At 69.2% G+C, this 26,813-nt stretch carries 24 protein-coding genes; 14 read left to right on the forward strand and 10 right to left on the reverse strand.

The features are described 5' to 3' along the window. Window positions 1-9: 9 nt before the first annotated feature. Window positions 10-726, forward strand: coding sequence for a PadR family transcriptional regulator (locus ACWGLC_RS11700; RefSeq protein ID WP_452100069.1), 717 nt, complete (start codon window positions 10-12; stop codon window positions 724-726). Here ACWGLC_RS11700 and ACWGLC_RS11705 read toward each other — a convergent pair. After that, window positions 723-1,289: a flavin reductase family protein gene (locus tag ACWGLC_RS11705; RefSeq protein ID WP_452100070.1), complete on the reverse strand. Its 567-nt coding sequence runs from the start codon at window positions 1,287-1,289 to the stop codon at window positions 723-725. The genes ACWGLC_RS11700 and ACWGLC_RS11705 overlap by 4 nt on opposite strands. Window positions 1,290-1,434: 145 nt before the next feature. Between ACWGLC_RS11705 and ACWGLC_RS11710 the strand changes: the two genes are divergently transcribed. Next, window positions 1,435-2,634, forward strand: a complete 1,200-nt coding sequence (locus ACWGLC_RS11710; protein WP_452100071.1) for an acyl-CoA dehydrogenase family protein — start codon at window positions 1,435-1,437, stop codon at window positions 2,632-2,634. 60 nt (window positions 2,635-2,694) lie between these two features. Beyond that, window positions 2,695-3,666 (forward strand): VOC family protein, encoded by a 972-nt coding sequence (locus tag ACWGLC_RS11715; RefSeq protein WP_452100072.1) that lies wholly within the window; start codon window positions 2,695-2,697, stop codon window positions 3,664-3,666. Between the two features lie 45 nt (window positions 3,667-3,711). Here ACWGLC_RS11715 and ACWGLC_RS11720 read toward each other — a convergent pair whose 3' ends face one another. The 3 genes from ACWGLC_RS11720 to ACWGLC_RS11730 form a co-directional block, all read right to left on the reverse strand. Next, window positions 3,712-4,530, reverse strand: a complete 819-nt coding sequence (locus ACWGLC_RS11720) for a sucrase ferredoxin (RefSeq protein WP_452100120.1) — start codon at window positions 4,528-4,530, stop codon at window positions 3,712-3,714. A gap of 80 nt (window positions 4,531-4,610) precedes the next feature. After that, a complete protein-coding gene (locus tag ACWGLC_RS11725) occupies window positions 4,611-5,861 on the reverse strand; it encodes a JmjC domain-containing protein (protein ID WP_452100073.1) in 1,251 nt (416 codons plus the stop codon). A gap of 6 nt (window positions 5,862-5,867) precedes the next feature. Next, window positions 5,868-6,116 carry a BatC protein gene (locus ACWGLC_RS11730; RefSeq protein ID WP_230931076.1) on the reverse strand — a complete coding sequence of 83 codons (249 nt, stop codon included), beginning with the start codon at window positions 6,114-6,116 and terminating at the stop codon, window positions 5,868-5,870. A gap of 220 nt (window positions 6,117-6,336) precedes the next feature. Between ACWGLC_RS11730 and ACWGLC_RS11735 the strand changes: the two genes are divergently transcribed. The 4 genes from ACWGLC_RS11735 to ACWGLC_RS11750 all read left to right on the forward strand — a co-directional run bounded on the left by ACWGLC_RS11735 (window position 6,337) and on the right by ACWGLC_RS11750 (window position 11,845). Next, window positions 6,337-7,764 carry an NAD(P)/FAD-dependent oxidoreductase gene (locus ACWGLC_RS11735; protein WP_452100074.1) on the forward strand — a complete coding sequence of 476 codons (1,428 nt, stop codon included), beginning with the start codon at window positions 6,337-6,339 and terminating at the stop codon, window positions 7,762-7,764. After that, the gene (locus tag ACWGLC_RS11740; protein WP_344992119.1) at window positions 7,761-8,660 is read left to right on the forward strand and encodes a 3-hydroxyacyl-CoA dehydrogenase; all 900 of its coding nucleotides are present in this window, start codon (window positions 7,761-7,763) and stop codon (window positions 8,658-8,660) included. Before ACWGLC_RS11735 ends, ACWGLC_RS11740 begins: the two co-directional genes overlap by 4 nt. A gap of 121 nt (window positions 8,661-8,781) precedes the next feature. After that, a complete protein-coding gene (locus ACWGLC_RS11745) occupies window positions 8,782-11,262 on the forward strand; it encodes an MMPL family transporter (RefSeq protein WP_452100075.1) in 2,481 nt (826 codons plus the stop codon). Beyond that, window positions 11,255-11,845 carry a TetR/AcrR family transcriptional regulator gene (locus ACWGLC_RS11750; protein WP_452100076.1) on the forward strand — a complete coding sequence of 197 codons (591 nt, stop codon included), beginning with the start codon at window positions 11,255-11,257 and terminating at the stop codon, window positions 11,843-11,845. Before ACWGLC_RS11745 ends, ACWGLC_RS11750 begins: the two co-directional genes overlap by 8 nt. A gap of 113 nt (window positions 11,846-11,958) precedes the next feature. Here ACWGLC_RS11750 and ACWGLC_RS11755 read toward each other — a convergent pair whose 3' ends face one another. From ACWGLC_RS11755 to ACWGLC_RS11765, 3 genes are all read right to left on the reverse strand, one after another. Continuing rightward, window positions 11,959-12,630: an enoyl-CoA hydratase/isomerase family protein gene (locus tag ACWGLC_RS11755; protein WP_452100077.1), complete on the reverse strand. Its 672-nt coding sequence runs from the start codon at window positions 12,628-12,630 to the stop codon at window positions 11,959-11,961. Beyond that, window positions 12,627-13,358, reverse strand: a complete 732-nt coding sequence (locus tag ACWGLC_RS11760; RefSeq protein ID WP_452100078.1) for a TetR/AcrR family transcriptional regulator — start codon at window positions 13,356-13,358, stop codon at window positions 12,627-12,629. Before ACWGLC_RS11760 ends, ACWGLC_RS11755 begins: the two co-directional genes overlap by 4 nt. A gap of 288 nt (window positions 13,359-13,646) precedes the next feature. Then, window positions 13,647-14,681, reverse strand: coding sequence for an aspartate-semialdehyde dehydrogenase (locus ACWGLC_RS11765; RefSeq protein ID WP_452100079.1), 1,035 nt, complete (start codon window positions 14,679-14,681; stop codon window positions 13,647-13,649). 379 nt (window positions 14,682-15,060) lie between these two features. Here ACWGLC_RS11765 and ACWGLC_RS11770 point away from each other — a divergent pair, with 379 nt between their 5' ends. Beyond that, window positions 15,061-15,942: an endonuclease domain-containing protein gene (locus ACWGLC_RS11770; protein ID WP_452100080.1), complete on the forward strand. Its 882-nt coding sequence runs from the start codon at window positions 15,061-15,063 to the stop codon at window positions 15,940-15,942. A 266-nt stretch (window positions 15,943-16,208) separates the two neighbouring features. On the opposite strand, the gene ACWGLC_RS11775 is transcribed toward ACWGLC_RS11770, so the two are convergent. After that, window positions 16,209-17,471: an aspartate kinase gene (locus ACWGLC_RS11775; RefSeq protein WP_452100081.1), complete on the reverse strand. Its 1,263-nt coding sequence runs from the start codon at window positions 17,469-17,471 to the stop codon at window positions 16,209-16,211. 91 nt (window positions 17,472-17,562) lie between these two features. Here ACWGLC_RS11775 and ACWGLC_RS11780 point away from each other — a divergent pair, with 91 nt between their 5' ends. The 6 genes from ACWGLC_RS11780 (at window position 17,563) to ACWGLC_RS11805 (ending at window position 24,744) form a co-directional block, all read left to right on the forward strand. Beyond that, window positions 17,563-18,549, forward strand: coding sequence for a DMT family transporter (locus ACWGLC_RS11780; protein ID WP_452100082.1), 987 nt, complete (start codon window positions 17,563-17,565; stop codon window positions 18,547-18,549). 111 nt (window positions 18,550-18,660) lie between these two features. Continuing rightward, complete coding sequence (locus tag ACWGLC_RS11785) at window positions 18,661-19,482, forward strand: trypsin-like serine protease (RefSeq protein ID WP_452100083.1); 822 nt, start codon at window positions 18,661-18,663, stop codon at window positions 19,480-19,482. 91 nt (window positions 19,483-19,573) lie between these two features. Beyond that, window positions 19,574-20,044 (forward strand): GNAT family N-acetyltransferase, encoded by a 471-nt coding sequence (locus tag ACWGLC_RS11790; RefSeq protein WP_452100084.1) that lies wholly within the window; start codon window positions 19,574-19,576, stop codon window positions 20,042-20,044. Window positions 20,045-20,202: 158 nt separating this feature from the next. Next, the gene (gene leuA, locus ACWGLC_RS11795) at window positions 20,203-22,065 is read left to right on the forward strand and encodes a 2-isopropylmalate synthase (protein ID WP_452100085.1); all 1,863 of its coding nucleotides are present in this window, start codon (window positions 20,203-20,205) and stop codon (window positions 22,063-22,065) included. 175 nt (window positions 22,066-22,240) lie between these two features. Next, window positions 22,241-23,341, forward strand: coding sequence for a peptidoglycan recognition protein family protein (locus ACWGLC_RS11800; protein WP_452100086.1), 1,101 nt, complete (start codon window positions 22,241-22,243; stop codon window positions 23,339-23,341). A 269-nt stretch (window positions 23,342-23,610) separates the two neighbouring features. Then, window positions 23,611-24,744 carry a glycerophosphodiester phosphodiesterase family protein gene (locus ACWGLC_RS11805; protein WP_452100087.1) on the forward strand — a complete coding sequence of 378 codons (1,134 nt, stop codon included), beginning with the start codon at window positions 23,611-23,613 and terminating at the stop codon, window positions 24,742-24,744. A gap of 248 nt (window positions 24,745-24,992) precedes the next feature. Here ACWGLC_RS11805 and ACWGLC_RS11810 read toward each other — a convergent pair whose 3' ends face one another. Both ACWGLC_RS11810 and ACWGLC_RS11815 read right to left on the reverse strand, forming a co-directional pair. Beyond that, window positions 24,993-25,424, reverse strand: coding sequence for a phage holin family protein (locus ACWGLC_RS11810; RefSeq protein ID WP_452100088.1), 432 nt, complete (start codon window positions 25,422-25,424; stop codon window positions 24,993-24,995). A 7-nt stretch (window positions 25,425-25,431) separates the two neighbouring features. Then, window positions 25,432-26,799, reverse strand: a complete 1,368-nt coding sequence (locus ACWGLC_RS11815) for an aminotransferase class III-fold pyridoxal phosphate-dependent enzyme (protein WP_452100089.1) — start codon at window positions 26,797-26,799, stop codon at window positions 25,432-25,434. Window positions 26,800-26,813 lie beyond the last annotated feature (14 nt).

A 26,813-nucleotide genomic window follows, 5' to 3' on the forward strand; every position in this document is an offset into this window, starting at 1 on the left:
CCTCCAAACATGGCCCACGACGACGAGTCCCGGCCATACGGATTGCTAGAGTTGGCCGTGCCCGAAAATAGCGATTCATCTGCAAAGATCGAGCTCCCAGCACTGCCCGCCACCGCGTGGGCAGTGCTGGGAACGCTGACCTTCGGCGAGGAACTCTCGGGATACGACATCAAGACGTGGGCCGACTGGTCGCTCAACTATTTCTACTGGAGCCCCTCTTTCAGCCAGGTGTACTCCGAGCTCAAGCGGCTCGAGAAGCACGGCTACGTCCGGTCCAACAGCACCCCCGGCGACACTCGTCGGCGGCGCGCGTACTCGATCACCCCGGAGGGCCTGTCGGCGCTCCGTGAGTGGACCCGGACCGCCGAAGTCGACCGACCGACACTCAAACACTCAACGCTTCTACACCTGTGGCTGGGGCACCTCAACGAGCCTGAGAATCTCAAAGCCCGGGTCAGGGAGCACATCGAGCAGATGGTCGAACTCCGTGACGGAGCCGCGACCCGTGCCGCAAACTCGAGCGACGAACCCTCGTGGGCGTTCGCGAACATGGTCATGCACTGGTCACGCCGACACTATGAGGCAGAGATCACGATGGCCGAGGAACTACTCGAGTTGATCGACAGCACGGCCGAGCGCTACGAACACGCCGCCAAGCAACTCGGCACGGGACTGCCGGTCCCCATCGACCCCGGCCGCTGGAAGAATCGCACGAACCGTAGCTAGAACCACGTCCCGGGACCGGTCGCCGTGAGCAGGCTGGACAGATCCGCCGAGACCGGGATGACCGACTCTCCCGCCAACTCGCCGTATCGGCCCCCGTGGAACAGCAACGGTCGGCGCTCACTCTCCGCCGGCCCGGCCTCGACCACCCGGCCGATCAGAAGGTCATGATCGCCCGTCTCCACCTGACGCTCGAGCGTGCATGCGAACCATGCCGGGGCATCGGTGAGCACCTGATGCCCACTTCTCGTCGTCGTCATCGGGATGTGCTCGAACTTGTCCTCGGCTTTGCTACCGGCCATCGCCGACACCGCCTCGTCCCCCTCGCCCAACACGCTCACCGCGAACCGACGGTCCGCCACGAGATGCCGCAGGGTTCGGGAGGTCTTCATCGCCGAGATGAGCACCAGCGGCGGCTCCAGCGAGACCCCCATGAAGGACTGGCAGGTCATCCCCACCGTCCCACCGACGGCGTCGCGGCCGGTCACCACGCACACACCCGTGCCGAAACGGCCCAGCACATCACGCAGCGCCCGGGTGTCGGAGAGATCAATCGTCGTGTTCATGCCCCAAGGAGTACCGGTGCAAGAACACCCGAGCCGGCCCCGATTTCCGGTCACCGGAAATCCATAGTGATCCACGACACATCCTCGGCCACAGTGGTGCCATCACCCCAGGCGGTCCGCCGCCACTGCACCGAAAGGCCCCCCGATGACCGGAACACTCCTCACCGCCGACTCGGTCCTCCCAGCAGTCACCGCCGACCGCGAGGCCCTCTTCGCCGAGGGGCTCGAGGCCGACGAGCTCGGTAAACTGCCCGACACCACCGTCGCCCGCATGAAGGAAGCCGGAGTTATCCGCATGCTCCAGCCCCTCGAGTACGGCGGGATGGAGGCGACGCCGCGGCAGTTCGCCGAGACCGTCATGGGCATCGCCGCGATCAATCCGAGCGCCGGGTGGGTCGCCGGCATCGTGGGCGTGCACCCATGGCAGCTCGCAATGGCCGACAAGAGCGTCCAGGACGACGTCTGGGGCACCGATCCCGACACCTGGATGGCCTCACCGTACATGCCCAACGGCATCGCCATCCGCGTGCAAGGTGGCTATCGCATGTCCGGTCGCTGGAGCTTCTCCTCCGGCACCGACCACTGCACGTGGGCCTTCCTGGGCGCCATGGCCCACGACGCCGACGGCAACATGGAACTGCCACCCCGCATGCTGCACGTCGTGATCCCCCGCACGGACTACGAGATCATCGCTGACTCCTGGGACGTCGTTGGCCTCAGGGGCACCGGCTCCAAAGACCTCGTGGTGCAGGATGCCTTCATCCCCGACGAGCGCGTCATGGAGTACGACCACCTCATCGACGGCTCCCAGGTGGCGGGCGCGGGGCTCGAGCAGACGCTGTACCGCATACCGTGGTCCTGCGCGTTCCCCCTCGGCATCACCGCCGCCACTGTCGGCATCAGCGAGGGACTGCTCGCGTGCGCCCGCGAATACCTCGAGGAGCGCGTGGGCGCCCAGGGCACCGCCATCAAGGACGACCCCTACGTCCTCTACCAACTCGGGGAATCCGAGGCGAAGATCTACCAGGCCCGTCATTCGCTCATCGCCAACGCCGAAGAAATCTGGGACATAGTGGCCCGAGGCGACGAAGTGAGCTTCGCCAGGCGCGCGCAAGGCCGCCGTACGCAGGCCGAGGCCGCATGGACCGCCGTGCGCGCCGTCGACAACATCTACGCCCGGTGTGGCGGCACTGCCCTGCGCATGGACAAGCCGATGCAGCGCTTCTGGCGTGACGCGCACGCCGGCCTCCACCACGCCATCCACGTGCCCAGCACCGTGTTCCACGCATCCGCGCTCTCGAGTCTCGGCGTGGACCCCGAGGGCCCGCTCCGCGCAATGATCTGACGGCCCCGCCTGCCCGTCACCGCACACTTCTGTTCCCCCGCTTCCCGAAAGGACCGCCCCATGGGAGACATCCGCGCACTCGGCTACCTCGCCATCGACACCACCGACCTCGACCGCTGGCGCACCCTCGCCTTCGACGTCCTGGACCTGGGCGAAGGCGCCGGCTCCGACGAGAACACCCTCTACCTCCGTACCGACGAGCGCGCCCACCGCCTGATCGTCCGCCGCGGTGATGCCGACAAGCTCACCGCGATGGGCTGGGAGGTGCGTGACGAACTCGCCCTCGACCGCGTCCGCGCCGCCCTGACCGAGCACGGCGTCGCCTACCGCGACCTGTCCCATGATGAGGCCCGCGCCCGCAACGTCGACGAGCTGATCGCCCTCGACGACCCCACCGGGCAGCCGCTCGAGATCTTCCACGGCGCAGGCCTCGACCACTCGGCGGTGTCTACGAAGTTCCGTACCGAGTTCATCACCGACGAACTGGGGCTCGGCCACATCGTGGTGCCGTCCACCGACCACGAGGCGACCATCGCCTTCTACCGCGACGTCCTGGGCTTCCACACCCGCGGCGCCTTCCCGTTCCCGCCCATGCCCGGCATGCCACCGCTGCGCATCCAGTTCATGGGCGTCAACCCGCGCCACCACAGCTTCGCGGTGATGCCCTCGCCGCAGATGGGCCCCGGGATCGTGCACATCATGCTCGAGGTGGCCGAGATGGACCAGGTCGCCCAAGCCATGGAGCGCACGATCGAGCACGGGTTCTCGATCTCCTCCACCCTCGGCAGACACACCAACGACAAGATGGTGTCCTACTACCTCCGCGCCCCCGGCGGGTGGGATATCGAGTTCGGCTACGACGGCCTCACGGTGGACGAGAACAGCTACCTGCCACAGCTCATTGCCGCCGACAGCTACTGGGGCCACGACTGGTCCGGCAGCGAGCCGCTCGCCTGCACCATCCCGCTCGACGACCCCACCGCCGAGACGGTGGCTGACGACCTCGCCGAGCCCGTGGTCGAGAACGCCTGACCCGGCTCCGGGCGACTGCTCGGCCCGGCTCCCTCACCAGCCGCGTCACTCCAGAGCGCTGATGCTGACAAGCTCCCACTGCTTGACCGGGCCGGCCGAGCGGGCCTGGCACATGGTGAAGATCGGCTCGGAGAAGGTCTCCCGCAGTCGCACCCCGATCGGCCCGAGCGGGCCCGCGAGGGTGACGACGACGTGGCCGGCGTCGTCCACGGCGGTCACGTCCAGCGGGGCCAAGGCTTCGATGCGGTCGTCGCCGAGCAACGACCGGGCGCGGTGCTGCGCGACCTGCACCGCCGCCGGGTAGCTGCTGCGACCCCGGAGGTGGCGCGGGTCCACCCGGCCCTCGGTGTACCGGGTGATGATGTCGGCAGGATCCACCGCCAAATCGACACGGCCGTAGAAAAGACCGTGCGGCAGCACGATCATCGTCGCGGCGAACCGGTCTCCGCCCAGATGCGAGCACTCCCACGTCGCCTCCGGGTACCGCTCGGCTATCAGCGTCGTGGCGCGTCGGCCACGGACGGCGCAGCACTGGTCGTGCTTGCCGTGCGCGCAGATCGCGACCAGGGGCTCGTCGGACGGCGTGCCCGCGGAGCCGTCGAGGGGAATCTCCGCATAACCGTCGGGCCCGTCCACCTCGCCCCACCGCAGGGACTCCTGTCCGGGCCGGGCATCGGCCAGTGCCCACCGCCAACGCCGCTGTTCGGAGCGCTTACCCGGGCGACGGATCGCGGCCACCCGGATGTCCTCCGACTGGGCACGCCGAGCGATGCGGCGGCCCAGTTCGGGCGAGAGAAGCCCGGGCGATTCCAGCAACGCCGAATGCCCCCACGGGCCGGCGAGCTCGAGCATGAGCCACCGCATCCCGCGCGACCCCGACCCCTCGAGTGGATCGCCGCGGCGCAGCGCGGAGTCACTACACGGCTCCCAGTCCGCAGGCCTGCTCACAGTGCCACCAGTACTGCCTCCCGCAGCAGGCGGCGGAGCACCACGAGGCCGTCGTCCACATCCAGACCCGGTAGCGAGGCGGCGCTGACGGGACCGCCGTCGAGCACCGCGCGCAGAGCGGGGGCGCACTCCGCCGGGAAGGTGATCGACTTGGTGGGCAGCCGCAGGACCACCGTGGCCGAGTCGGCGGCGGCGTGAGAGTCGGCGGCGACGTCAGAATCGGCGCGGGCGGGGTCGATCGAGCCGTGGAGGCCGTCGCGCCACCGCAGGGCGGTGTCGGCATCGAGCGCGGCAAGGGCGTCGAGGGTGGCCAGCGGGCGGACCGCGGCGGGGCGCGTCAGATCGAGGTACTGCGTTGCGAGCGCGTCGCCGGCGAGCGCTCCGAGTTCTTCCTGCTTCTCGGCGATCAGCCCGGCCAGTACATCGAGGACCCGGCGGGTGTGCTCCTCGGTCCGTGCGGCGTTGACCGGGGCCAGTCCGAGCGGCAGCGACGCGCGCAACTCACCCTCCGAGGCCAGTGCCTCGATCACCGCGGTGGCGACGTCGTGTCCGGTGAAGGGGGACACGCCCACGGTGAGATGGATAGAGGTGTCACCCTGTGCCTCGGCCGAGTGGACCCAGCCCCGCGGCAGGTAGAGGCAGTCCCCCGGCTCGAGCACCGCGTCGATGACCGGGGCCTGCACCGCGCGAGCGGCGATCGCCTCGCGGTGATCGGTCCACGGCTGGTCGGGAAGCGGGTGGCGATGGACGGGCTCGTGCACCCGCCAGCGCTTGGTACCGGAGACCTGGAGGACAAACACGTCGTGCACGTCGTAATGCGGATCGAATCCCCGGTTGGCGGGCGGGGTGATGTACGCGTTGGTCTGCACCGGGTGGCCGACATCCGAGGTCATGCCGCGGACGAAGTCGATGATCGGCGGCCAGAACCGGTGCAGACCCTGCAACACGATCGTCGCCCCGGCGGCGAACTCCGTGAGTACGCCGTCGGGGTCGACCTGGTCGGGCATCAGTGCGCCGAACCCGCCGGTGCGGGTGAAGCACGCCCGGTCGACGAGCGCGCCCTCCCGCGCCATCCGGATGAACGGCGTGCGCAACCCACGTTCGGCGATGATCTCGTCGACCATCGCCGGCGTGAGCAGGTCGGAGAAGTCGCGCGGCAGGCGGGCCGCCGGACTCAGCAGGGGCTGCTGACCCCAGTAGTCCGCCGCGAACTCATCCCGGCCGCGTGCGACGCACCGCTCGAGCACCTTCGCTCAGGCCGCGCCGTCAGCGCCGCCGTCGTGCCCGTCCGGGTTGGAGCCACCGTCGGCAGTGCCCTCGCCGGCCGAGCCGTCAGCGCCGCCATCGTGGCCGCCGGGGTTCGAGCCGCCGTCGGCAGTGCCCTCGCCCGCTGACGCGGAACCGTCAGCGCCGCCGTCATGCCCGCCCGGGTTGGAGCCGCCGTCCGCGGTGCCCTCTCCCTGCGCGCCGGAGGTGGTGATGTCGTCGTCGTTGATAGCCATCTGCATTCCTCTCTTCGGTGCAGGCCCCGACCCGCACGGGGTCGAGCTGCGCGATGTCGTGCGATGTGGCCACCTGTCGAGGCTGTACGCCCGGACACGATGGGACGTGCGATTCCCACTATGGCACCGGCCCGGCGTAGGCACGACCGGTCCGGCCGCGGGCGGTGGCGCGCGGTGGCGCGCGGTGGACATCTCCTCACGGGCCGAGTAAGGACTAGCCATGGCGAACACAGCGGCAGAAGACACTGATCCCGCCGACGATTTCCCGGCGATCGAACACGACGTGGTGATCGTGGGTGCCGGATTCGCCGGCCTCTACGCCGCCAAGCAACTGGGACGCTCCGGCGTGGACGTGCTGTTGCTCGACCAGAACAACTACCACCAGTTCCAGCCCCTGCTCTACCAGGCGGCGACCGCGCAGATCGCGATCTCCACCGTGGCGCGCCCGCTGCGCGGCATACTGCATCGCCAACGGGAGCACGTGACCATCCGGACCGCGCGCGTGGCCTCCGTCGACGCCGCCGCCAAGACCGTCACCACCGACGACGGGCTGACGTACCGCGGCCGGATCCTCGTGCTGGCCACCGGGTCCGAACCCAACTTCTTCGACACCCCGGGAGCGCGCGAGCTGGCGTACCCGCTGTACTCCGTCGACGACGCCACCAGCCTGTCCTCGGCGATGCTCGGCGCGCTCGAGAGAGCCGCCGCCACCCGCGACGCCGCGGAGCGCCGGGGCACGTTCGCGGTGGTCGTGGTGGGGGCGGGCCCCAACGGTGTCGAGACCGCCGGCGCGATCGCGGAGAACATCAAGTTCGTGGTGTCGGAGTACTACTCGGACGAGTTCGCCGCCGCGCAGTGCGAGGTGCACCTCGTCGACATGGTGGACACCGTCCTGCCGCCGTTCTCGAAGCGCTCGCAGAAGTACACCCGCCGCAGCCTCGAAGAGCTCGGCGTCCGGATCCACCTGGGCAGAGCGGTCTCCTCGGTCTCCACCAGCGGCGTGGCGCTCGAGGACGGTACCGAGCTGCCGGCCGCCATCGTCATCTGGACGGCCGGGCTCAAGGCCTCCGGACTGCTCGAGCCCGCCGGTCTGACGACCGGCCGCGGCGGGCGCGTGGACGTCGAACCCGACCTCACCGCCCCCGGCCTGCCGGGCGTGTACGTCCTCGGCGACGCCGCGAACATCACCGATGCCAAGGGCCGCGCACTGCCCCAACTGGGCTCGGTGGCCAAACAATCCGGCACCTGGGCGGCCGACAACATCTGCGCGGACCTCCAAGGCCGAGCACGGAAGCCGTTCCGCTTCCGCGACATGGGCGTGATGGCCATGGTCGGCCGCGGCCACGCGATCGCGGAGATGGGCCCGCGCCGGTTCCAGATCCAGGGCATGCTCGCCTTCCTTGCCTGGCTCGGAGTGCACCTCGTCCTGCTGTCGGGCTGGTCCCAGCGTGCCGCCGCACTCGTGTCGTGGTTCCGCGACTACCTCACCCGCAGGCGCACACAGGTCGTGGTGCACCAGCCGGACGAGTACGCGCGCGCCCGACGGCAGGGCCCCACCGAGCCCGCCGCCACACCAACCACCGAATCCACGACCAGCACCACGACAGGCCCCGGGGGCGCCACCCCGGGCGAGAGGAGTCAGTCATGACGGACATCACGAACGTCACCGTGTTCGGAACCGGTGTACTCGGTTCCCAGATCATCATGCAGGCGGCCTACCACGGGAAAACCGTGACCGGCTACGACATCTCCGACGAGCTCCTGGCCAAGCTTCCGGAGCGGTGGGAATGGATGCGCGACTACTACAGGCGCGACCTGCCGGACTTCGACGAGAAGCGCTTCGACGAGGCCGTCGCCTCCATCCGCACCACCACCGACATCCCCGAGGCCGTCGCCGACGCCGACCTGGTGATCGAGGCCGTACCGGAGAACCTCGACCTCAAGAAGGACGTGTGGACGAAGATCGGCCGGAGCGCGCCCGAGAAGACCATCTTCGCCACCAACACCTCCACGCTCCGCCCCAGCGACTTCGCGGCCGAGACCGGACGGCCCGAGAAGTTCCTCGCCCTGCATTTCGCCAACCTCGTCTGGCGCTACAACACCGGCGAGGTGATGGTCGCGCAGCAGACCGACCGGAAATACTTCGAGATCGTCCTCGAGTTCGCCGCCGAGATCGGACTCGTGCCGGTGCCCGTCCTCAAGGAGACGCCCGGATACCTGCTCAACGGCCTGCTCGTCCCCTGGCTGAACGCGGGCGCCGAGCTCTACGTCAACGGCATCGCCAACCCCGCCGACATCGACAACGTCTGGCGCACCGCCACCGGCGCGCCCGCCGGCCCGTTCCAGGTCTACGACACCGTCGGCTTCAACGTCGCCGCCAACATCGCCCGCGCCTCCGGCGACCCGGCGCGGATCAAGTTCGCCGACCTGCTCCAGAAGGGCATCGACGCCGGTAAGGCCGGCCTCGGCGACGGAGAGGGCTTCTACACCTACGACTCCGACGGCAACGTGCAGGAGCCGGTCACCAGCTGGAACCACCCCTGAGCCGACGCGGGCCGCGACGCGGGAGAGCTTGGCCACATTTCTTTGCACGGCCGTGCAATCGTGCAGTGTTCCTGCAAAACTCCACGGGTCAGCACATCCCCCGACCCGAGGATCCTGCAGCATGGCGACATTTCTCTACCGCATCGGACGATCGGCCTATCTGCACAGGTGGAGGTTCATCGCCGCCTGGCTGCTGCTGATCATCGGCATGGGCACCGCCGCAGCCACCCTGTCGCAGCAGACGAGCACCACCTTCTCGATCCCCGGACTCGAATCCATCGAGACCCAGGAGGCCATGCAGGAGCGGTTCGCCGGCTCGGAGGATCAACTGCAGGCGCCCACGGGCACCGTCGTGATCCAGGCGCCCGAGGGCACGACGCTCACCGACCCCGCGGTGAGCGAGGACGTCGACGCCTTCCTCGCCGACGTCCGTGAACTCGACTACCTCACCGCGACGGACGCGATCGTCAACCCGGTCCTGGCGGCCGAGGGTATGACGCAGCAGATGACGGAGGCCAAGGCCGCGCAGGGGCTCCCGCCCGAGCAGATCGACGCCGACATCGCGGCCCTGAGCCCGTTGAGCGAGGACGAGACGACCGGCACCGTCCAGGTCGAGTTCGCAGCCGAGAGCACGATGGAAGTCGAGGCCGCCGACCAGGAGGCCTTCGCCGATCTCGTCGCCGAGTACCAGGACACGCTGACCATCGCCTACTCCGGCAACGCGTTCCAGATGAACGAGATCAGCGCGACCGGCGAGATCATCGGCATCGCCGTCGCCGCGATCATCCTCACCCTGACCTTCGGCTCTCTGATCGCCGCCGGCATGCCGCTGCTCACCGGAGTGATCGGTGTGGGGATCGGCATCGCGGGCATCTTCGCGGCCACCCGGTTCACCGACACCATCAACACCATGACGCCGACGCTGGCGTCCATGATCGGTCTCGCGGTGGGCATCGACTACGCCCTGTTCATCGTCTCGCGCTACCGCACGGAACTCGTCAAGTACATCGGTGGCAACGACCTCGAGCCGCGGGAACTGGCCGCCAAACTCAAGGAGATCGACTTCCGTCAGCGGGCCCACCTGGCCGGACTCGCCGTGGGTAAGGCCGGTTCCGCGGTGGTCTTCGCCGGGCTGACCGTCCTCATCGCGCTGGCCGCGCTGTCGATCATCAACATCCCGTTCCTCACCGCGATGGCGCTCTCCGCCGCCGCCACCGTCGCGATCGCGGTTCTCGTCGCGATCACGCTGCTACCGGCCATCCTCGGCGCAGTCGGCACCAAGGTGTTCGGCGCCCGCATCGGGGGCGTCAAGGCCCCGGACCCGGAGGACGAGAAGCCGACGATGGGCCTGACGTGGGTCCGCCGGGTGCGCGCGCACCCGATCCTCTTCGGCGCGGCGAGCATCCTCCTGCTGATCCTGCTGGCGCTGCCCGCCGTGAACCTGCGACTGGCCATGCCCTCGGACGGCACCATGGCCCCCGACACCCCCAACCGGATCGCCTACGACATCACCGCGGAGAAGTTCGGCCCCGGGCGCAACGCCCCGATGATCGCCTTCGTCGACACCCTCGCGGTCCCCGAGGAGGAGCGGACCGCGGCGTGGGCCACCGCGGCAACGGACATCCAGTCGATCGACGGCGTACGGAACGCCCAGATCATCGAGCCGAACGAGGCCGGCGACGCGGCACAGGTGCTCATCACCCCCGAGTACGGCGCCACCGACGAACGCGCCGCGGACGTGTTGGAGAGCATCCGCGGCGGGGTCGGTAATTTCGAGGCGCAGACCGGTGGCACCTACTCGGTCACCGGCGTCACCCCGATCTACGAGGATATCTCCGAACGACTCTCCGAGGTCCTGCTCCCCTACGTCGGCATCGTGCTCGCACTCGCGTTCCTGCTGCTCATGCTCGTCTTCCGGTCCATCTGGGTGCCGTTGATCGCCGCGCTGGGCTTCGCCCTGTCGGTGGCTGCCACCTTCGGGCTCACGGTGGCGATCTGGCAGGAGGGCTGGCTCGGGATCATCTCCGATCCGCAGCCGGTCATCAGCTTCCTGCCGATCATGCTCATCGGCATCGTGTTCGGCCTGGCCATGGACTACCAGGTCTTCCTGGTCACCCGGATGCGCGAGGGCTGGGTCCACGGCAAGACCGCGCACAACGCGGTCTCCAACGGGTTCAAGCACGGCGCCCGCGTGGTCACCGCCGCCGCACTGATCATGATGAGCGTCTTCGCCGCCTTCATGACGATCGACGAGCAGTTCATCAAGGTGATGGGCTTCGCCCTGGCGGTCGCGGTGTTCTTCGACGCCTTCATCGTCCGCATGACCATCATCCCGGCCGTGATGTTCCTGCTCGGCGAGAACGCCTGGAAGATCCCGCGCTGGCTCGATCGGATCCTGCCTTCCGTCGACGTCGAGGGCTCCGCCCTGGAAGAGAAGGACGACGACGACAACGTCGCCGGTGGACCGCACGAGTCCCGGGACGCCGTCGCCGCCGGACGCCACTCCTCGATGACGGTGGCCGACCAGTCTCCCGCCGCCGGGAAGCACGAGGACCGTGGCGAGACCTCCGACGGGGGTGCCGGGAGCCGGCAGCGTGACTAGTCTGCGCGAGCGCAAGAAGGCCGACACCCGGACACGGCTCTCGGTGGCGGCGGTGGAACTCCTCGTCAGCCATGGCGTGGAGGGGGCCACCGTCGCCGCCATCGCCGAACGGGCCGGCGTCTCCACGCGGACGTTCCACAACTACTTCGCCCGCCGCGAGGACGCGTTCCTGTACTTCGTCCGCGAACAGGTCGCGCGGTGGGCGAAGCAGGTGGAGAACGCGCCCTCTGACATGTCCGCACTGCGCATCCTCCACGGCATCCTCAAGGAGGCCTACACCCGGCCCGAGGACGACATCGTCGCCCTCGGAAACCTCGCCGTACTCGGTGAGCGGATCGGGTTCGTCCTGGGTCCGGAGAGGCGACCCGACATCGAGGACATCCTCGGCCCTCTGTACGAATCGGTCCGTCAGCGCATACAGAACGGAACCGAGTTCCGCGCCCGACTCACGGTGGATCTGAGCATGGCCGCGTGCGGCGCCACGCTGAGGAAGCACGCGACACGGCAACGCGAGGGCGACTCCTCCCTGGCGGGTCTGCTCGACGAGGCCTTCGAGGTGCTCGCTCACGGCTTCGATGGTTAGCTCCGAGGAGGCCCGGGCGTCCGGCAGCGAGACGCCGGGCCCGTGATCACGTGAGAGCCGCCGCCCGGTGTGCGATACCGAGCGGCGGCTCTCGTCGTGCGGCCGAATCCGTGTTACCCCGCTTCTCCTTCCGAGCTCTGCCGAAGCGCCTCGGTGACGGAACTGAACATCGTGGCCTTGATGGCCCCGAGGGTTTTGCGGTCCTTGCCGAGGATCGGCCGCAGACGCTCCACCGCAGCCGTGATGACCTCCGACTCCGGCGCCGTCGCGTCCACGAGTCCGGCCTCGCTGGCCTCCGGGCCGGGGTAGCGGTGTCCCGTGCTCATCGCGGCGATGGCGGTCTGCGGGGTGGTCTTGGCCTGGATGAGCGCGGCCATACCGACGGTGAACGGGATGTTGATGTCGACCTCCGGGAAGCAGAAGTAGCCCCGGTCGGCCCGCATCACCCGGAAGTCGTGGGCCATGGCGAGCATGGCGCCGGCCCCGAAGGAATGCCCGTTGACGGCGGCGACCGTCGGCAGGGAGAACGTCAGGACGCGGCTGAACAACTGCTGGACCCGGTCGACGTACCAGTCGAGTCGATCCGGGTTGGCCATGAGCCACTCCAGGTCCAGACCGTTCGAGAAGAACTTGCCGGAACCGGCCGTGACCAGTCCTCTCGCGGAGGTCTCCACCTCGTCCAGTCGGGCGTTCACGGCGTCGAGGAAGTCCGGGGACAGACGATTCTCGTCGTGTCCGAGCGTCAGGACGGCGACGTCCTCGTGCCAGCTCAGTGTGGGGGTCATTGGTGGTGGTCCTCTCTGTCGATGAAATCGGGGGATCCGGCCGGGTCTGCCGGTCCGCGTGCGTCGAGTGGCGGTCCCAGGGCGAGCACGGCGCGCACGCAGGCGGCGATCCGCTGGCGGGCCGACGTGTCCGGGTCCCGGCGTCCGCGGAGCAGCAGTGCGGTCGGTAGTTCCACGACGCAGTCCCTCACGACGTCAACGCAGGCCCGGTCGCCTCGGCCCCACAGATCGCTGGACAGCGCCACGAACAGGTCGGTGAGCTCCTCGTCGAGACCGTCGAGTTCCGCAGCCAGGTCGTTGGGCAGGTCGGCGGACCCGAGGAGCTCCGTCCGGCTGACCGCGAGCAGGAACCGCCCCGATTCCGGGCGCTCCGTGAGGAACCGTGCGGGGGCATCCGCTGCAGCGACCACGGCGTCGATTGCCGCGTCGACCACCGCGCCGACCGCGGCCGTCGACCCCGGGTCCGGCTCTTGGCTGCGCGTTATGCCAGGCGCCCGGGCGGCCCGCACCATGTCCTGCTGCAGGGCGAGAAACCGCCGGGCCGCGCGGAGCCAGACACGCCCGACCAGACCCGCTCGTGAGCCGAACGCGTTGTAGATGGCGCCGTTGGAGACCGACGTCAGATCGGAAATGGCGCGAACCGTGACCGCAGCGGGGCCGGACTCCACGGCCAGCCGCTCCGTGGCGTCGAGCAGCCGGTCGAGATCGTGGACCCGTGGGCGAGGCATGCGTCAGACAGTAACAGAGCGACTGCTCTCAAACGGTCAGTAGCCGGGCTACCGACCGGTCCCCCGGCACGGCGCGGACACCGCCCCGCGGACAGACGAGAGAGCCGCCGCCCGGTACGGATACCGGGCGGCGGTTCTCTTCACGGGGGGACGGGGCAGGCCTCGTCGTCGTCGTCCCCTCGGTCCCTCGTTTCCCCCCGTCCTCCCCGTCGGCCCAACGAGAAAGGCGTACCGCGCACGTGCCTCTCGGGCGATGTGCGTGGAACGCTCTTGGCGACGCTCGAAACGCTACTTGGCCAGCAGCTCCGCGATCTGGATGGTGTTGAGCGCCGCACCCTTACGCAGGTTGTCGCCCGAGACCACCAGGTTGAGCCCCTTGTTGCCCTCGATCGACTGATCCTGACGGATGCGACCGACCAGCGACTCGTCGATGCCCGCGGCCTCGAGCGGCGTCGGCACGTCCACGACCTTCACACCCGGGGCCTTCGACAGCAACTCGCGCGCCTGCTCCGGCGTGATGTCCTCGGCGAACTCGGCGTTGATGGTCAGCGTGTGGCCCGTGTACACCGGCACGCGCACGCAGGTGCCCGCCACGGGCAGCCCCGGGATGTCGAGGATCTTGCGCGACTCGTTGCGCAGCTTCTGCTCCTCGTCGGTCTCCTCGGAACCGTCGTCGACGATCGCGCCCGCCAGCGGCAGCACGTTGAACGCGATCGGCGCCACGTACGGCCCCGTCTCTCCGGCCTGCAGCGCGCTGCCGTCGTGCACCAGCTCGTGCCCGGCCGCCACATTGTTGGTCACCTGGTCGTTGAGCGTGTCCACGCCGGCCAGCCCCGAGCCCGACACCGCCTGGTACGTCGACACCACGAGCCGCTTCAGCCCCGCCGCGTCGTGCAGCACCTTGAGCACCGGCATCGCGGCCATGGTGGTGCAGTTGGGGTTGGCGATGATTCCCTTGGGGGGGTTCTTGGCCGCGCCCGGGTTCACCTCGGAGACCACCAGGGGAACGTCCGGGTCCTTGCGCCAGGCGCTGGAATTGTCGACGACGACGGCGCCGGCAGCCGCGAACCGGGGCGCCTGCTCCTTGGACATCGTGCCGCCAGCCGAGAAGAGGGCGATGTCGATGCCCTGGAGCTCCTCATCGGTGGTGGCCGCGGTGTCCTCCACGACGATGTCCTCGCCCCGGAACGGCAGCGTGGTCCCGGCCGAACGGGCGGAAGCGAAGAACCGGACCTTGTCGGCCGGGAAGTCCCGCTCCTCGAGCAGGGCACGCATGACGCGCCCCACCTGGCCCGTGGCTCCGACTACGGCGACAGTGGTCATCTGCGAGGTCAACTCCTGAAAGTCTTGTCGTCCCGGCCCGTCGCGGACGGGTGCTCCGTCCTGCGCTCGACCGACCGGCGAGCCACCATCCTACCGACCCCGCGCCTACCGATCCGAGGCGTGCGTCACGGGGCCCGACGGCGGCGCCGAGCAGCGCCCCGTCAAGAAGCGGGTTCGGCGCGTCAATAAGCGGGTCCGGCCCGCATCGCGCGAGAAGGTGGTGCGCCGAACCCTCTTGAGGACGGAGGGGCGTGGTGCGAAATGACGGGAACTCCTCCCTCGGACCGAATCATCCACAGGCCCTGAACTCTCCACAAGCCATGCCCATTCGGGCCAGCCAGGACGGGGTGGTGGCGTCGTCGTCGTCGATCCTTGTCCCATGCGCGACTTTCGGCCACCCCAACGGACCCGCGATCTCATCCCCGACCTCGGGCGACGGCTCGGCGCGAGCGGCTACAACCGACTCCACCGGGGACTCTGGATCCCGCACGGGATCGACGAGACGGATCCGATGGTGCGGATCGCCGCGATCTCGGCACTCTGCCCCGACGCGGTGGTGACCGGCTGGCTGGCCGCCGAAGCTCACGGACACAGGGGCGCACCGCGCGACTACATCGACGAGTTCGCCTGTGGCACACGACGTGTCGACAGGCCCGGGATGATCGGACGCCAGTACACGATCCCGCGCGAGCACACCGGGACACTGACGTTCGGCTCCGCCAGGCTCGGCCGGATAGCCTCGCCGGCGTGGGCCTTGTTCGACATCGCACGGCGGGACGATCCGACCAACGCGGTCATCGCACTCGACGGATCGCCGAGAATCGGCGTCGATCCCGAGCGAGATGTCAGACCGCTCGCAGAGACCCCGCGACGCCTGCCGGGCAAGCGGCGGGCCCTCGCTGCGCTCGAACTCTGTGACACCGGGGCCATGGACTCTCCCTGGGAGACCCGCACCCGACTCTTCTTGCACAAGCACGGATTCGAGGGTTTCGAGACCCAGGTGTCGATTCCCGGACTCCCCTACAGGCTCGACCTGGGGAATCGGCGACTGAAGATCGCGGTCGAGTACGACGGCGAGTATCACCGGGCGCCCGACCAGCACGCCAGGGATCTGACGCGATGGAATCGGATCCGCAAGTTCGGCTGGCTGCACTACCCGGTGACCACCACGATGATCACCCGCGACGAGCATCAGACCGCCGCCGACATCCGGCAGGGCGTCAGAGCTCGCGAGGGCGATCCGCCGAGCGCGACGGGGTGAACTACCCGGGCTGCCGGGCCGGGGCAGCCAACCCGGACGTGGCCACGCCAACGAGCAGAGGGTTCGGCACACACGCACTCGAGCGATGTGGGCCGAACCCTCTGATGGACGGGCCGCCATGGGACGGGCCGCCGTAGGCCGCGCCGCCGTGGAACGCGCCGCCGTGGGACGGGCTGCCGTGGAACGCGCCGCCGTGGGACGGGCTGCCGTGGAACGGGCCGCCGTAGGACGGGTTGCAACGGGACACCGCCCCAGCCCGCCGAAACCTAGCGGCCGGTGCCGGCGTAGACCTGCGCCTCCTCCTCGCCACCGAGCTCGAAGGCGTCGTGCAGCGCGCGCACGCAGTCGTTGAGTTCCTCCTCGCGGACGAGCGCCGAGATCCGGATCTCCGAGGTGGAGATGAGCTCGATGTTGACGCCCGCCGCGGAGATGGCCTCACAGAACGTCGCGGTGACGCCCGGGTGCGACTTCATCCCGGCGCCGACGAGGGACACCTTGCCCACGTTGTCGTCGTAGAGCACCTGGTCGATGCCCAGCTCGTCCTTGGCCTTGGTCAGCACCTCGGTGGCCTTGGCGCCCACCTCGAGCGGGCAGGTGAAGGTGATGTCGGTTTTACCGGAGGAGCGCGACACGTTCTGCAGGACCATGTCGATGTTGATCTCTGCGTCGGCGACCATGCGGAACACCTTGGCGGCGTAGCCGGGCTGGTCGGGGATGCCGACCACCGTGATCTTGGCCTCCGAGGCGTCGTGTGCGACTCCGGTCAGCAGTGCGTCTTCCACGGGGATGTCCTCCACATTTCCCGCCACGAGCGTGCCGGGGTCGTTCGAATACGAAGAGCGGACGCGCAGCGGCACCTGGTTGCGGCGCGCGAACTCGACGCTGCGCAGGTTGAGGATCTTGGACCCGACGGCCGCCATCTCCTGCATCTCCTCGTACGAGATGGTGTCGAGCTTGCGGGCGTTGGGCACGATCCGCGGGTCGGCGGTGTAGATGCCGTCGACGTCCGAGTAGATCTCGCACACGTCCGCGCCGAGCGAGGCGGCCAGGGCCACCGCGGTGGTGTCGGAGCCGCCGCGTCCCAGCGTCGTGACGTCCCGGGTCTCCCTCGACACTCCCTGGAAGCCGGCGACGAGCGTGATCTTGCCCTCGTCGAGCGCCTCGCGGACGCGGCCCGGGGTGATGTCGATGATCCGGCTGTTGCCGTGCCGGGTGGTGGTGATGATCCCGGCCTGCGACCCGGTGAACGAGTACGCCTCCATCCCGAACGAGCTGATGGCCATCGCGAGCAGCGCGTTGGAGATCCGCTCACCCGAGGTGAGCAGCATGTCCATCTCGCGCTGCGGCGGCGACGGGCAGACCTGGTCCGCCAGGTCCAGCAGCTCGTCGGTGGTATCTCCCATCGCCGAGGCGACCACCACTACGTCGTTCCCGGCCTTCTTCGTATCCACGATCCGTTCGGCCACCCGTCGGATCCGTTCTGCGGACTCCACGGAGGAGCCGCCGTACTTCTGCACTACCAGTGCCACGCGGTCACACCCTTCCGGTGCTGATCGGCTTTTTCCGGTGTTGTTCGGCCTAACGCGTGCCCACTTTACGGGAGGTGTTTACTCGTCATAGATGACGGAAACCTGGGCGGCAGTTCTCCTGGCCCTCGCGTCCGCCCTCAGCCAGGCCCTCGGGACGGTGATGCGCCACCGGACGATGGACCGCGCGGGGGGCCGGCTCGAGGGCCGGTTCGGCGTTCTCGCCAGCCGTTATTGGTGGTCGGGGATGCTCATCAGCCTGGCCGGTTTCGCCTTCCAGGGCCTGGCGCTGGCGTTCGGTTCGCTGATCCTCGTCCAGACGATCTCGGTCACCTCACTCATCTTCGCGTTGCCGCTGGGCGCGTGGATGAACCACCGCCAGGTGTCCAAGACGGAGTTGTTCTGGGGCCACGTGCTGACGGCGTGCGTGATGGTGTTGGTGATCTTCGGCCGCCCGACCGGGGGTGAAGCGCATCCGACCTTCTGGGAGTGGGTGCTGGCGTGTGTGGGTGGTCTCGTCGTCGTCGGGATCCTCCTGCGCTTCGCGCGGCGCCGGCACTCCAACGGGGGCCGCGCGGTGCTGTTCGGCGTGGCGGGCGGCGCGGCGTTCGCGTACGTGGCGCTGTTCACCAAGGGCGTGACGCAGCGCTGGCACGAGGGTGGCGCGTGGGAGGTGGCCACGACGGGCGAGGTGTACGCGCTGGGGGTCGCGGCGGTGGCGGCGTTGACGTTGCAGCAGATGTCGTTCGAGGCGGGCGCGGTGCACCAGGCGGTGCCGGCGTCGACCGTCACGACGCCGGTGATCTCGCTGGTGTTGGGCGTGCTGGTGTTGGGCGAGCGGTTCCAGGTGGACGGCGCGCACCTGGTGTTGCTGGCGGTGACGCTGGCGGTGATGGCCGTGGCGACGGTCGCGCTGGCCCGCAAGGAGGTCGGCCCGGGGCCGCCCGGGGCCGGCCGTGTCGCCGTGGCGGGTGGTCAACGCGGCGCCGACGTGAGCGGAGACGGCGCCGTGGGTGGAGACGGTCCCGCGGCGGATGGCGACCTTCACGACCACGACGACGACAACGCCGCCACCGCCTGAACACGCACTGAGCAGATCGCCGAGGCGGGACCGCACGGTCCCCACCGCCTGCATGTCTCACATACACTAAATTTTATGCGCCTCACACGCCCCTGTGGCACCGTAAGCACCATGAGTCACACGCGCCCCGCGCGCCTGGGCCGGCTCGCCGCTGCAGTCTCGGCCGTCGGCGCTGTCGTCGTCGGCACCCTCGTTTCACCCGTCACCCTCACGGCCCCCACCGCCGGCGCGGTGGTGGGCGGCACGACCTCCGGCGCCGCGCCGTGGGCCGTCCAGATCACCACCTTCCACGGCATCCCCGGAACGCCCTGTTCAGGCGTGGTGATCGACCCGTTCTGGGTGGCCACCGCCGCGCACTGCGGCCCGGCCGACCCGCGCGCGTTCACCCTCGGCTTCGGCACCATGGGCACCGTTCCGGGCGGTTTCGCCGAGACCGCCTCGCTCGCGAACCCGACCATCGTCGGCGGGTTCGGGTCCCTGGACACCGGCAGCCTCGGCCGACACACCCCGGCGGCCGCCTACCACGCGCCGGCCGGCGACCTGATGCTCCTCAAGCTCCGCCACCCCGCGCCCTCCCCGGCCGTGCTGCGCGCCGGCACCGACCCCGCGCCCGGCGCGATCCTGCGCTTCCACGGCTTCGGCGGCGTCGCGCCCGGTCCGCAGGCGCCGCGCTCGGCCGAGGTGCTCACCGGCCTGACCCGTCTCGAGCGGATGGAACCCCGCGGCGGTTCCTGGATCGGCCGCTCCCACACCATCCAGGGAGGCTTCGGCTTCGGCGACTCCGGCGGGCCCGTCTTCCACGGTGACCGCCTGGTGGGCATCCACTCCGGCTCCGACCACGCGCGCCGCCGGGCGGACGGCACCAACCCCGCCTGGTACGAGTCGATCCCCGCGCAGAACGGCTGGATCAACTGGATGATCGCCCATCGCTGATGCCGTTCACAGGAGCCGGCGGAGCCCGCCCACCCGTGCCCACCACCACATCGCCATGTCGAACCGCCGCGGTTTTTGTCACACTGATCAGATGACCCTGCCGGAGCTCGTGATCCGTCGAGCCTCACGCGCCGACGTCGACCTCGTGCTGTCCGCCGGCGACCTGCTCGCCACGCCGCCCACCGCCGAGTGGACCCAGGACTTCCTCGACCGCGGCTCGAACATGCTGATCCTGGCCGTGTACGAGGATGTTCCGGTAGGGATGCTCGTGGGCGTGGAGACCGGACACCTGGGCGAGAGCCCCGACCTGTTCGTCTACGGGATCAGGGTGCGCGAGGACCTCCGCCACCAGGGGCTGGCTCACCGGCTCGTCGACAAGGCGGTCGAGATCGCCGAGGAGGCCGGCTGCACCCGCGTGTGGGGGTCGGTCCACCGCTCGGGAGAGGAGAGCGAGCTCGGTCCCGGATCCCCGTTCCACGCGACCGACGAGGACGCCGATCCGAGCGCGCGGCCGGAAAGCACCTCCAGCCAGTCCACGACCTTCGTCATCCCGATACCGTGACGGACACCGAAACTGTGTATCGTGACGGTCATGCAGCGCGTGCTCCTTCTTGGGTGCCGCGGCGGGGCCCGCTGAGGCGGACCGGCTCCCCGTCGCGGGATCTTTTCGCGCCGGTCCGGTTCCACTGATCGCACCTCTAGGGAAGTTGAGCCCCCGAAATGAATCCCGCTGACGCTTTCGTGTCGTCGTCGTCGACCATCACTCCCCCCTCCAAGCCGGGTCGCCCCGGCCAGCCCGCCTGGAACACCCAGCGCGGTTCGTCCATGCCGTGGCACCGCTACCGGCCGTTCGCCGAGGAGGTCGAGGACGTCTCGCTGCCCGACCGCACGTGGCCGGACAAGGTCATCACCCACGCCCCACAGTGGTGCGCCGTGGATCTGCGCGACGGCAACCAGGCGCTGATCGACCCCATGAGCCCCGCCCGCAAGCGCCGGATGTTCGAGCTGCTGGTGCGGATGGGCTACAAGGAGATCGAGGTCGGGTTCCCGTCGGCGTCGCAGACGGACTACGACTTCGTGCGGGAGATCATCGAGGACGACGCGATCCCCGACGACGTAACCATCCAGGTGCTGGTCCAGTGCCGGGAGGACCTCATCCGCCGCACGTTCGAGGCCTGCGAGGGCGCGACGAACGTGATCGTGCACTTCTACAACTCCACGTCGATCCTGCAGCGCCGCGTGGTGTTCCGTAAGGACCGCGACGCGATCAAGAAGATCGCCACCGACGCCGCCGAGCTGGTCAGCGAGATCGCGCGCGACTACCCCGACACCAACTGGCGCTGGCAGTACTCGCCCGAGTCGTTCACCGGCACCGAGCTGGCGTTCTCCAAGGAGATCTGCGACGCCGTGACCGAGGTCGTGGGCGCGACCCGTGAGAACCCGATCATCATCAACCTGCCGGCCACGGTCGAGATGGCCACGCCCAACGTGTACGCCGACCAGATCGAGTGGATGCACCGGAACCTGGCGCACCGCGACGCCACCATCCTCTCGCTGCACCCGCACAACGACCGCGGCACCGGCGTGGCCGCCGCCGAGCTGGGCTTCCAGGCCGGCGCGGACCGTATCGAGGGCTGCCTGTTCGGCAACGGCGAGCGCACCGGCAACGTCTGCCTGGTGACGCTGGGCATGAACATGCTGACCCGCGGAGTCGACCCGCAGATCAACTTCTCCGACATGGACGAGATTCGTCGCACCGTCGAGTACGCCAACCAGCTGCGCGTGCCCGAGCGGCACCCGTACGGCGGCGACCTGGTCTTCACCGCGTTCTCCGGCTCGCACCAGGACGCCATCAACAAGGGCTTCGACGCCCTGCAGGCCGAGGCCGCCTCGCGCGGCGAGGATGTCGAGGACGTCACCTGGGAGGTCCCGTACCTGCCCGTCGACCCGAAGGACGAGGGCCGCACGTACGAGGCCGTCATCCGCGTGAACTCGCAGTCCGGCAAGGGCGGCGTCGCCTACATCATGAAGAGCGACTACGGCCTGCAACTGCCGCGGCGCCTGCAGGTGGAGTTCTCGCAGATCGTGCAGAACGTCACCGACTCCGAGGGTGGTGAGGTCACGCCCAAGGCGATGTGGGACATCTTCTCGCTCGAGTACCTGGACCGCGTCTCGCCCATGGAGCGCATGTCGCAGGTCCTGGTGCCCGCCGAGACCGACGACGGCGAGGACTCGATCGAGGCCGTCGTGAAGTGGAAGGGCGAGACCCGCGAGCTGCTCGGCTCGGGTAACGGTCCGCTGGCCGCGTTCGTGACCGCGCTCAACGAGATGTTCGACGACGAGGTACGCATCCTCGACTACACCGAGCACGCAATGACCGCCGGCGACGACGCCACCGCGGCCGCCTACGTCGAGGTGCAGTTCGGCAACCGCGTGTTCTGGGGGGTCGGCCGGGCCGGCTCCATCACCACCGCGTCGCTGCGGGCCGTGGTCTCCGCCGTGAACCGCGCCTACGCCGACGAGGCCGACGCGGATCCGGCGACCATCGGCAGCACCGAGGGCGCGCGCACCTGGGCGCCCTGACGGGCCGCTGGGGAGCCCGCGGAGGGCCCGAGGGGAGTCCCTTGCGCCTCATTAGTCACATGTCTCACTTCGGTAACAGAGGTCTCGATTTGGTTACGCCAAGCGCGTAATGTGGCGGCCGTTCGCGCCGATATGCATGGCGTCTGGTCAACGCAACCCGTCTGGAGTTCCTCATATGCCCGTGTCTCGCCGTGGCTTTCTCACCGCCGCATCGGTCGGGGTCGGTGCGGCGGTCGCCTCGACCGTCCGCGGCCCCCTCGCCGGAGCCAACCCGTTCGCCACCGGCTCACTCGGCGCCGCCCAGGACCTGATGCAGTCGATCTCCACCGGCAGCGGCATGGTCCAGCCCAACGGCCCGCTCGGGTACGTGGGTGTCACCTTCCCCAGCCCCGAGGACATCGCCGGACGCATCCGGTTCGCGTTCCCCGACGGCTCGGTGGGCGACTGGCAGCCGCTCGAGTTGCTGGACTCCGCCCCGGACAGCGGCAGTGTGCCGGCCTCCGAGCTCGTCGCCGCCCCGAGGGGCGCAGTGGGCTACGAGGTGGACGCGGCAGAGGGGGCCGAGGCCACCGTCTTCAGTGACGGCTCGGACCAGCGGCGCGACTACAGCCTCGGCAGCGTCGGTGCGCTCGGGCTGCCGATCATTCCGCGCGCCGCCTGGGGAGCCGGCGACGTCTCCGGCAACCGCTGGTCGCCGACCTACTTCCCCGCGCAGTCGATCACCATCCACCACACCGTCTCCGCACTGTTCGCCGACCATTCGGCCAGCGTGCGGGCGGTCTACAACTACCACGCCGACACTCTGGGCTGGGGCGACGTGGGCTATCACCTGCTCATCGACCCCAACGGCCGGATCTACCAGGGCCGCGGCGGCACTCCACTGGGCACCCCGGTCTTCCAGGTCCCGCCGGTCGCGGGCATCGCTCCGCCTGTCGTGACCGCCGGGCACGTCGGTGGGTTCAACAACGGCAATATCGGCATCGGTCTGCTCGGCAACTTCACCAGCACCCCGCCGACCGCGGCCGCCGTGGGCGCCACCATCGACTGTGTCCGCGCCCTGTGCAACGCCACTGGCATCAACCCGCGCGGCGGCATCACCTACCGCAACCCGCAGGGCGGGGCCACGCGTCCGATGCCCGCGGTCTCGGGACACCGCGACTGGGGCGGGACCGCCTGCCCGGGCAACGCCTTCTACCCGCAGATGCAGTTCATCCGCGACCACGCCGCCAACGGCTGGACCCCCCGGGCCGTCTCCTCGGCCGCGTTCGGGTCCTAAGGCACCGCTGGCGTCACCGTCGGTCCGGGGGTCGTGCCAGCGTAGTCCGTCACGCGTCTCGGCCGCTCCCCTGCAGGATCACCCAACCCGCCCGGTTGCGAATCCTGCAGGGGAGCAGTCGATTTCAACGAGGCGGATCCAGTCCTCAGTCGACATCTCGTGTTCACTCCACCGAGAACAACCCGTAGGGGACGCCGCATACTGTCGCATCGGTAAGCGGTACCCGGGCCCGCCGGTGTGCCGATCCGTCTACCGACGAGGTCCCCCACATGCGCAGTACTCGCGCCCTCTTCACGGTCGGAGCCACCGTGCTCGGCTGCCTCCTCACCGCCTCCTCACTCCCCGTCGCCGCAGCCTCGGTCGGCTCGCTCGGAGGCGGAGGCTCGCTGGGATCACTCGATGTGGGCGGCTCGCTCGGGAGCGACGAAATGCGTTTCGATCTGCAAGCTCACCGGGGCGGCCTGGGGCTCAACGTCGAGAGCTCTCCACAGGCCTTCGGTCATGCCCTCGAACTGGGCGTGACCACTCTCGAACTCGACACCCAGGTGACCGCCGACGGCGAGGTCGTGGTGACTCACGATCGCAAGCCCCGGACGGATGTCTGCCAAGACACCGAGCCCGTCGTGGCCAGCGACCCGATGTTCCCCTACACGGACCACTTCATCCACGACCTCACGCTGGAGCAGGTCCGGACCCTCGATTGTGGCTCCCTCCAGCGCCCCGGCTACCCCGATCAGCGCACGCATCCCGGGCAGCAGATGATGCTGCTGTCCGAGCTCTTCGACCTGGTCAAAGCCCATGGCGCCGACGGCCCGGACGGTGTGCGGATGAACATCGAGACGAAGGTCGAGGCCGGCGCCCCGGACGAGACCGCCCCGCGCGAGGAGTTCGTCTCGGCCGTCCACGAGGTGATCGCGGCCTCGGGCCTCGGGCAGCAGGTCACCATCCAGTCGTTCGACTGGGGCGCGTTGATGGCGATGCACGAGCTCGCTCCGTCGATCCCGCTCGTGGCCCTGACCAACCACGACTTCCTCGGAATCGGCGCCGCTGAGCCCTCACCGTGGCTGGGCGGGATCGATATCGCCGACTTCGACGGCGACGGAGTCGCAGCCGCGGCATCTATCGATGGTGTGGTCGCCTACTCGCCGGTCGCCACCCACCCCGATCAGAGCTGCACGATCGGTGCGGGCAGCTGCACGGCCTATGTGACCGCGGAGATGGTCGAGAACGCGCACGCGCGCGGTCTGAAGGTCATCCCGTGGACGGTCAACAATGCCCAGACCATGGAGTACCTCATGGACATCGGCGTGAACGGCATCATCACCGACCACCCGGACATGCTGCGCGAACTCCTCGCTGAGCGCGGCATGGAGCTGCCGCGGCAGTTCGCCCGCGAGGGCTGACGCGGCCGTCCGGGTCAGCCGCGGACGCTGAGGTCGGGTTCGCGCGTCACCCACCCCGGCCGGCTTCAGCCATACCGAGGCCCGATTTGGCACCCCACCTCGTCGAAAAGAGGATTTCGCACAGGACCACTCGGCCGTTACGGGCGAAATCCACTTATCGACGGGTGTCCGGGGGCCGGGGCGGCGGGGCGCGGGGGCCGGGCTGCGGGGCGGCGGCTAGCGGTTTGGCAGCGGGCGGGGCGAGCCCGTCAGTCGCGGGCGCGGGTGGGCAGGAACATCCCGATCACCCAGTTGACCAGGCCGATCACAATGGCGCCGAAGAACGCCGCCCAGAACCCGCTGACCACGTACTCGGCGCCGAAGAGCTGGACCGCGCCGGTGATCCAGCTGGTCAGCATGAGCATCAGCGCGTTCACGACCAGCAGGAACAGGCCGAGCGTGAGGATGGTCAGCGGCAGCGAGAGGAGCTGCACGATCGGTTTGACCACCGCATTGACCAGCGTGAACACCACCGCCACGATCAGCAACGCCGTGACGGTGGGCACGCTGATCTGATCCTCGATCGCGCCGGCGCCCGGAGCGTAGATGACAGTGGTCTCGCGCAGGGAGATCCCCGGCACGATCAGCGTGGCCACCCACAGGGCGAGGGTGTTGACGATCAGTCTCAGCACCAGCACCATCGCCGGATCAGCTCCTCACATACGAGTCCGCCACGTCGAGTGCACGGTCGAAGATGTCCAGTCCCTCGTTCGCCTCGTCCGCGGTGATGATGCACGGCGGGACGACGTGGAAGCGGTTGTAGTTCATGAACAGCAGCAGGCCGTCCTTCTTGGCCGCACCGAAGGTCTTGGCCATGGCCTCTGAAGAACCACCGTACGGGGCGAGCGGCTCGCGGGTCTCGCGGTCCGCCACCATTTCGACGGCCCAGAACACACCCAGACCGCGGACCTCGCCGATCGACGGGTGCTTCTCGGCGAGCTCGCGCAGGCGCGGACCGATGACCTCCTCGCCGATGGTGCGCGCGTTCTCGACGATCTTCTCGTCGCGCATGAGGTTTATCGTCGCGACCACCGAGGCGCACGCCAGCGGGTGCCCGGCGTAGGTCAGGCCGCCGGTGTACGGGGTCTTCTCGAAGGAGGCGGCGATCCGGTCGTGCAGGATCACGCCACCGAGCGGCACGTAGCCCGAGTTGGAACCCTTGGCGAAGGTGATGAGGTCGGGCGCCCAGTCGTCGTCGCCGGACCGGAAGTTGTCCAGCGCGAGCCACTCGCCGGTGCGGCCGAAGCCGGACATGACCTCGTCGCAGATCATGACGATGCCGTACTTGTCGCAGATCTCGCGCACACCGCGCAGGTAGTCGGCGGGCGGCACCATGATGCCGACGGTGCCGGGAACGGACTCGATGATCAGCGCCGCGAAGTGGTCCGGCCCCTCGAGGCCGATGAGCGAGTCGAGGTGCTCGAGCGCGCGGTCGCACTCCTGCTTGTCGTTCTCCGCGTAGAACTGCGAGCGGTAGAGGAACGGCGCGTGGAAGTGGACGGCCCCGGTGTTACCCATGTCGTTGGCCCAGCGGCGGGTGTCGCCGGTGAGGTTCATCGAGGTGGTGGTGGCGCCGTGGTAGCTGCGGAACGCCGAGAGGGTCTTGTGGCGGCCCGTGTGGCGGCGGGCCATGCGGATCGCGTGCTCGACGGCCTCGGTACCGGCGTTGGTGAAGAACACGCGGTTCATACCGGCGGGCGCGACCTCGGCGACGAGGCGGGCGGCCTCGGCGCGGGCGCCGTTGGCGTGCGCCGGGTTGATGGTGCACAGCTCGGCGGCCTGATCCTGGATGGCCTTGACCACGACCGGGTGCTGGTGCCCGATGTTGGTGTTGACCAGCTGCGAGGTGAAGTCCAGCAGGCGGTTGTCGTCTCCGTCGGTGAGGTAGCAGCCCTCGGCGGCGGTGATGACCATCGGGTCGGAGGCGCCCCAGGCCGACCAGGGGGCCAGTACGTGGGCGCGCTCCTTGTCGTAGACCTCGCGGGCGGCGGCGTTCTGCGGAGCGGGCACGGGCATTCCTCTCGTTCGAC

It is taken from the genome of Dietzia sp. NPDC055877, from assembly GCF_053615975.1.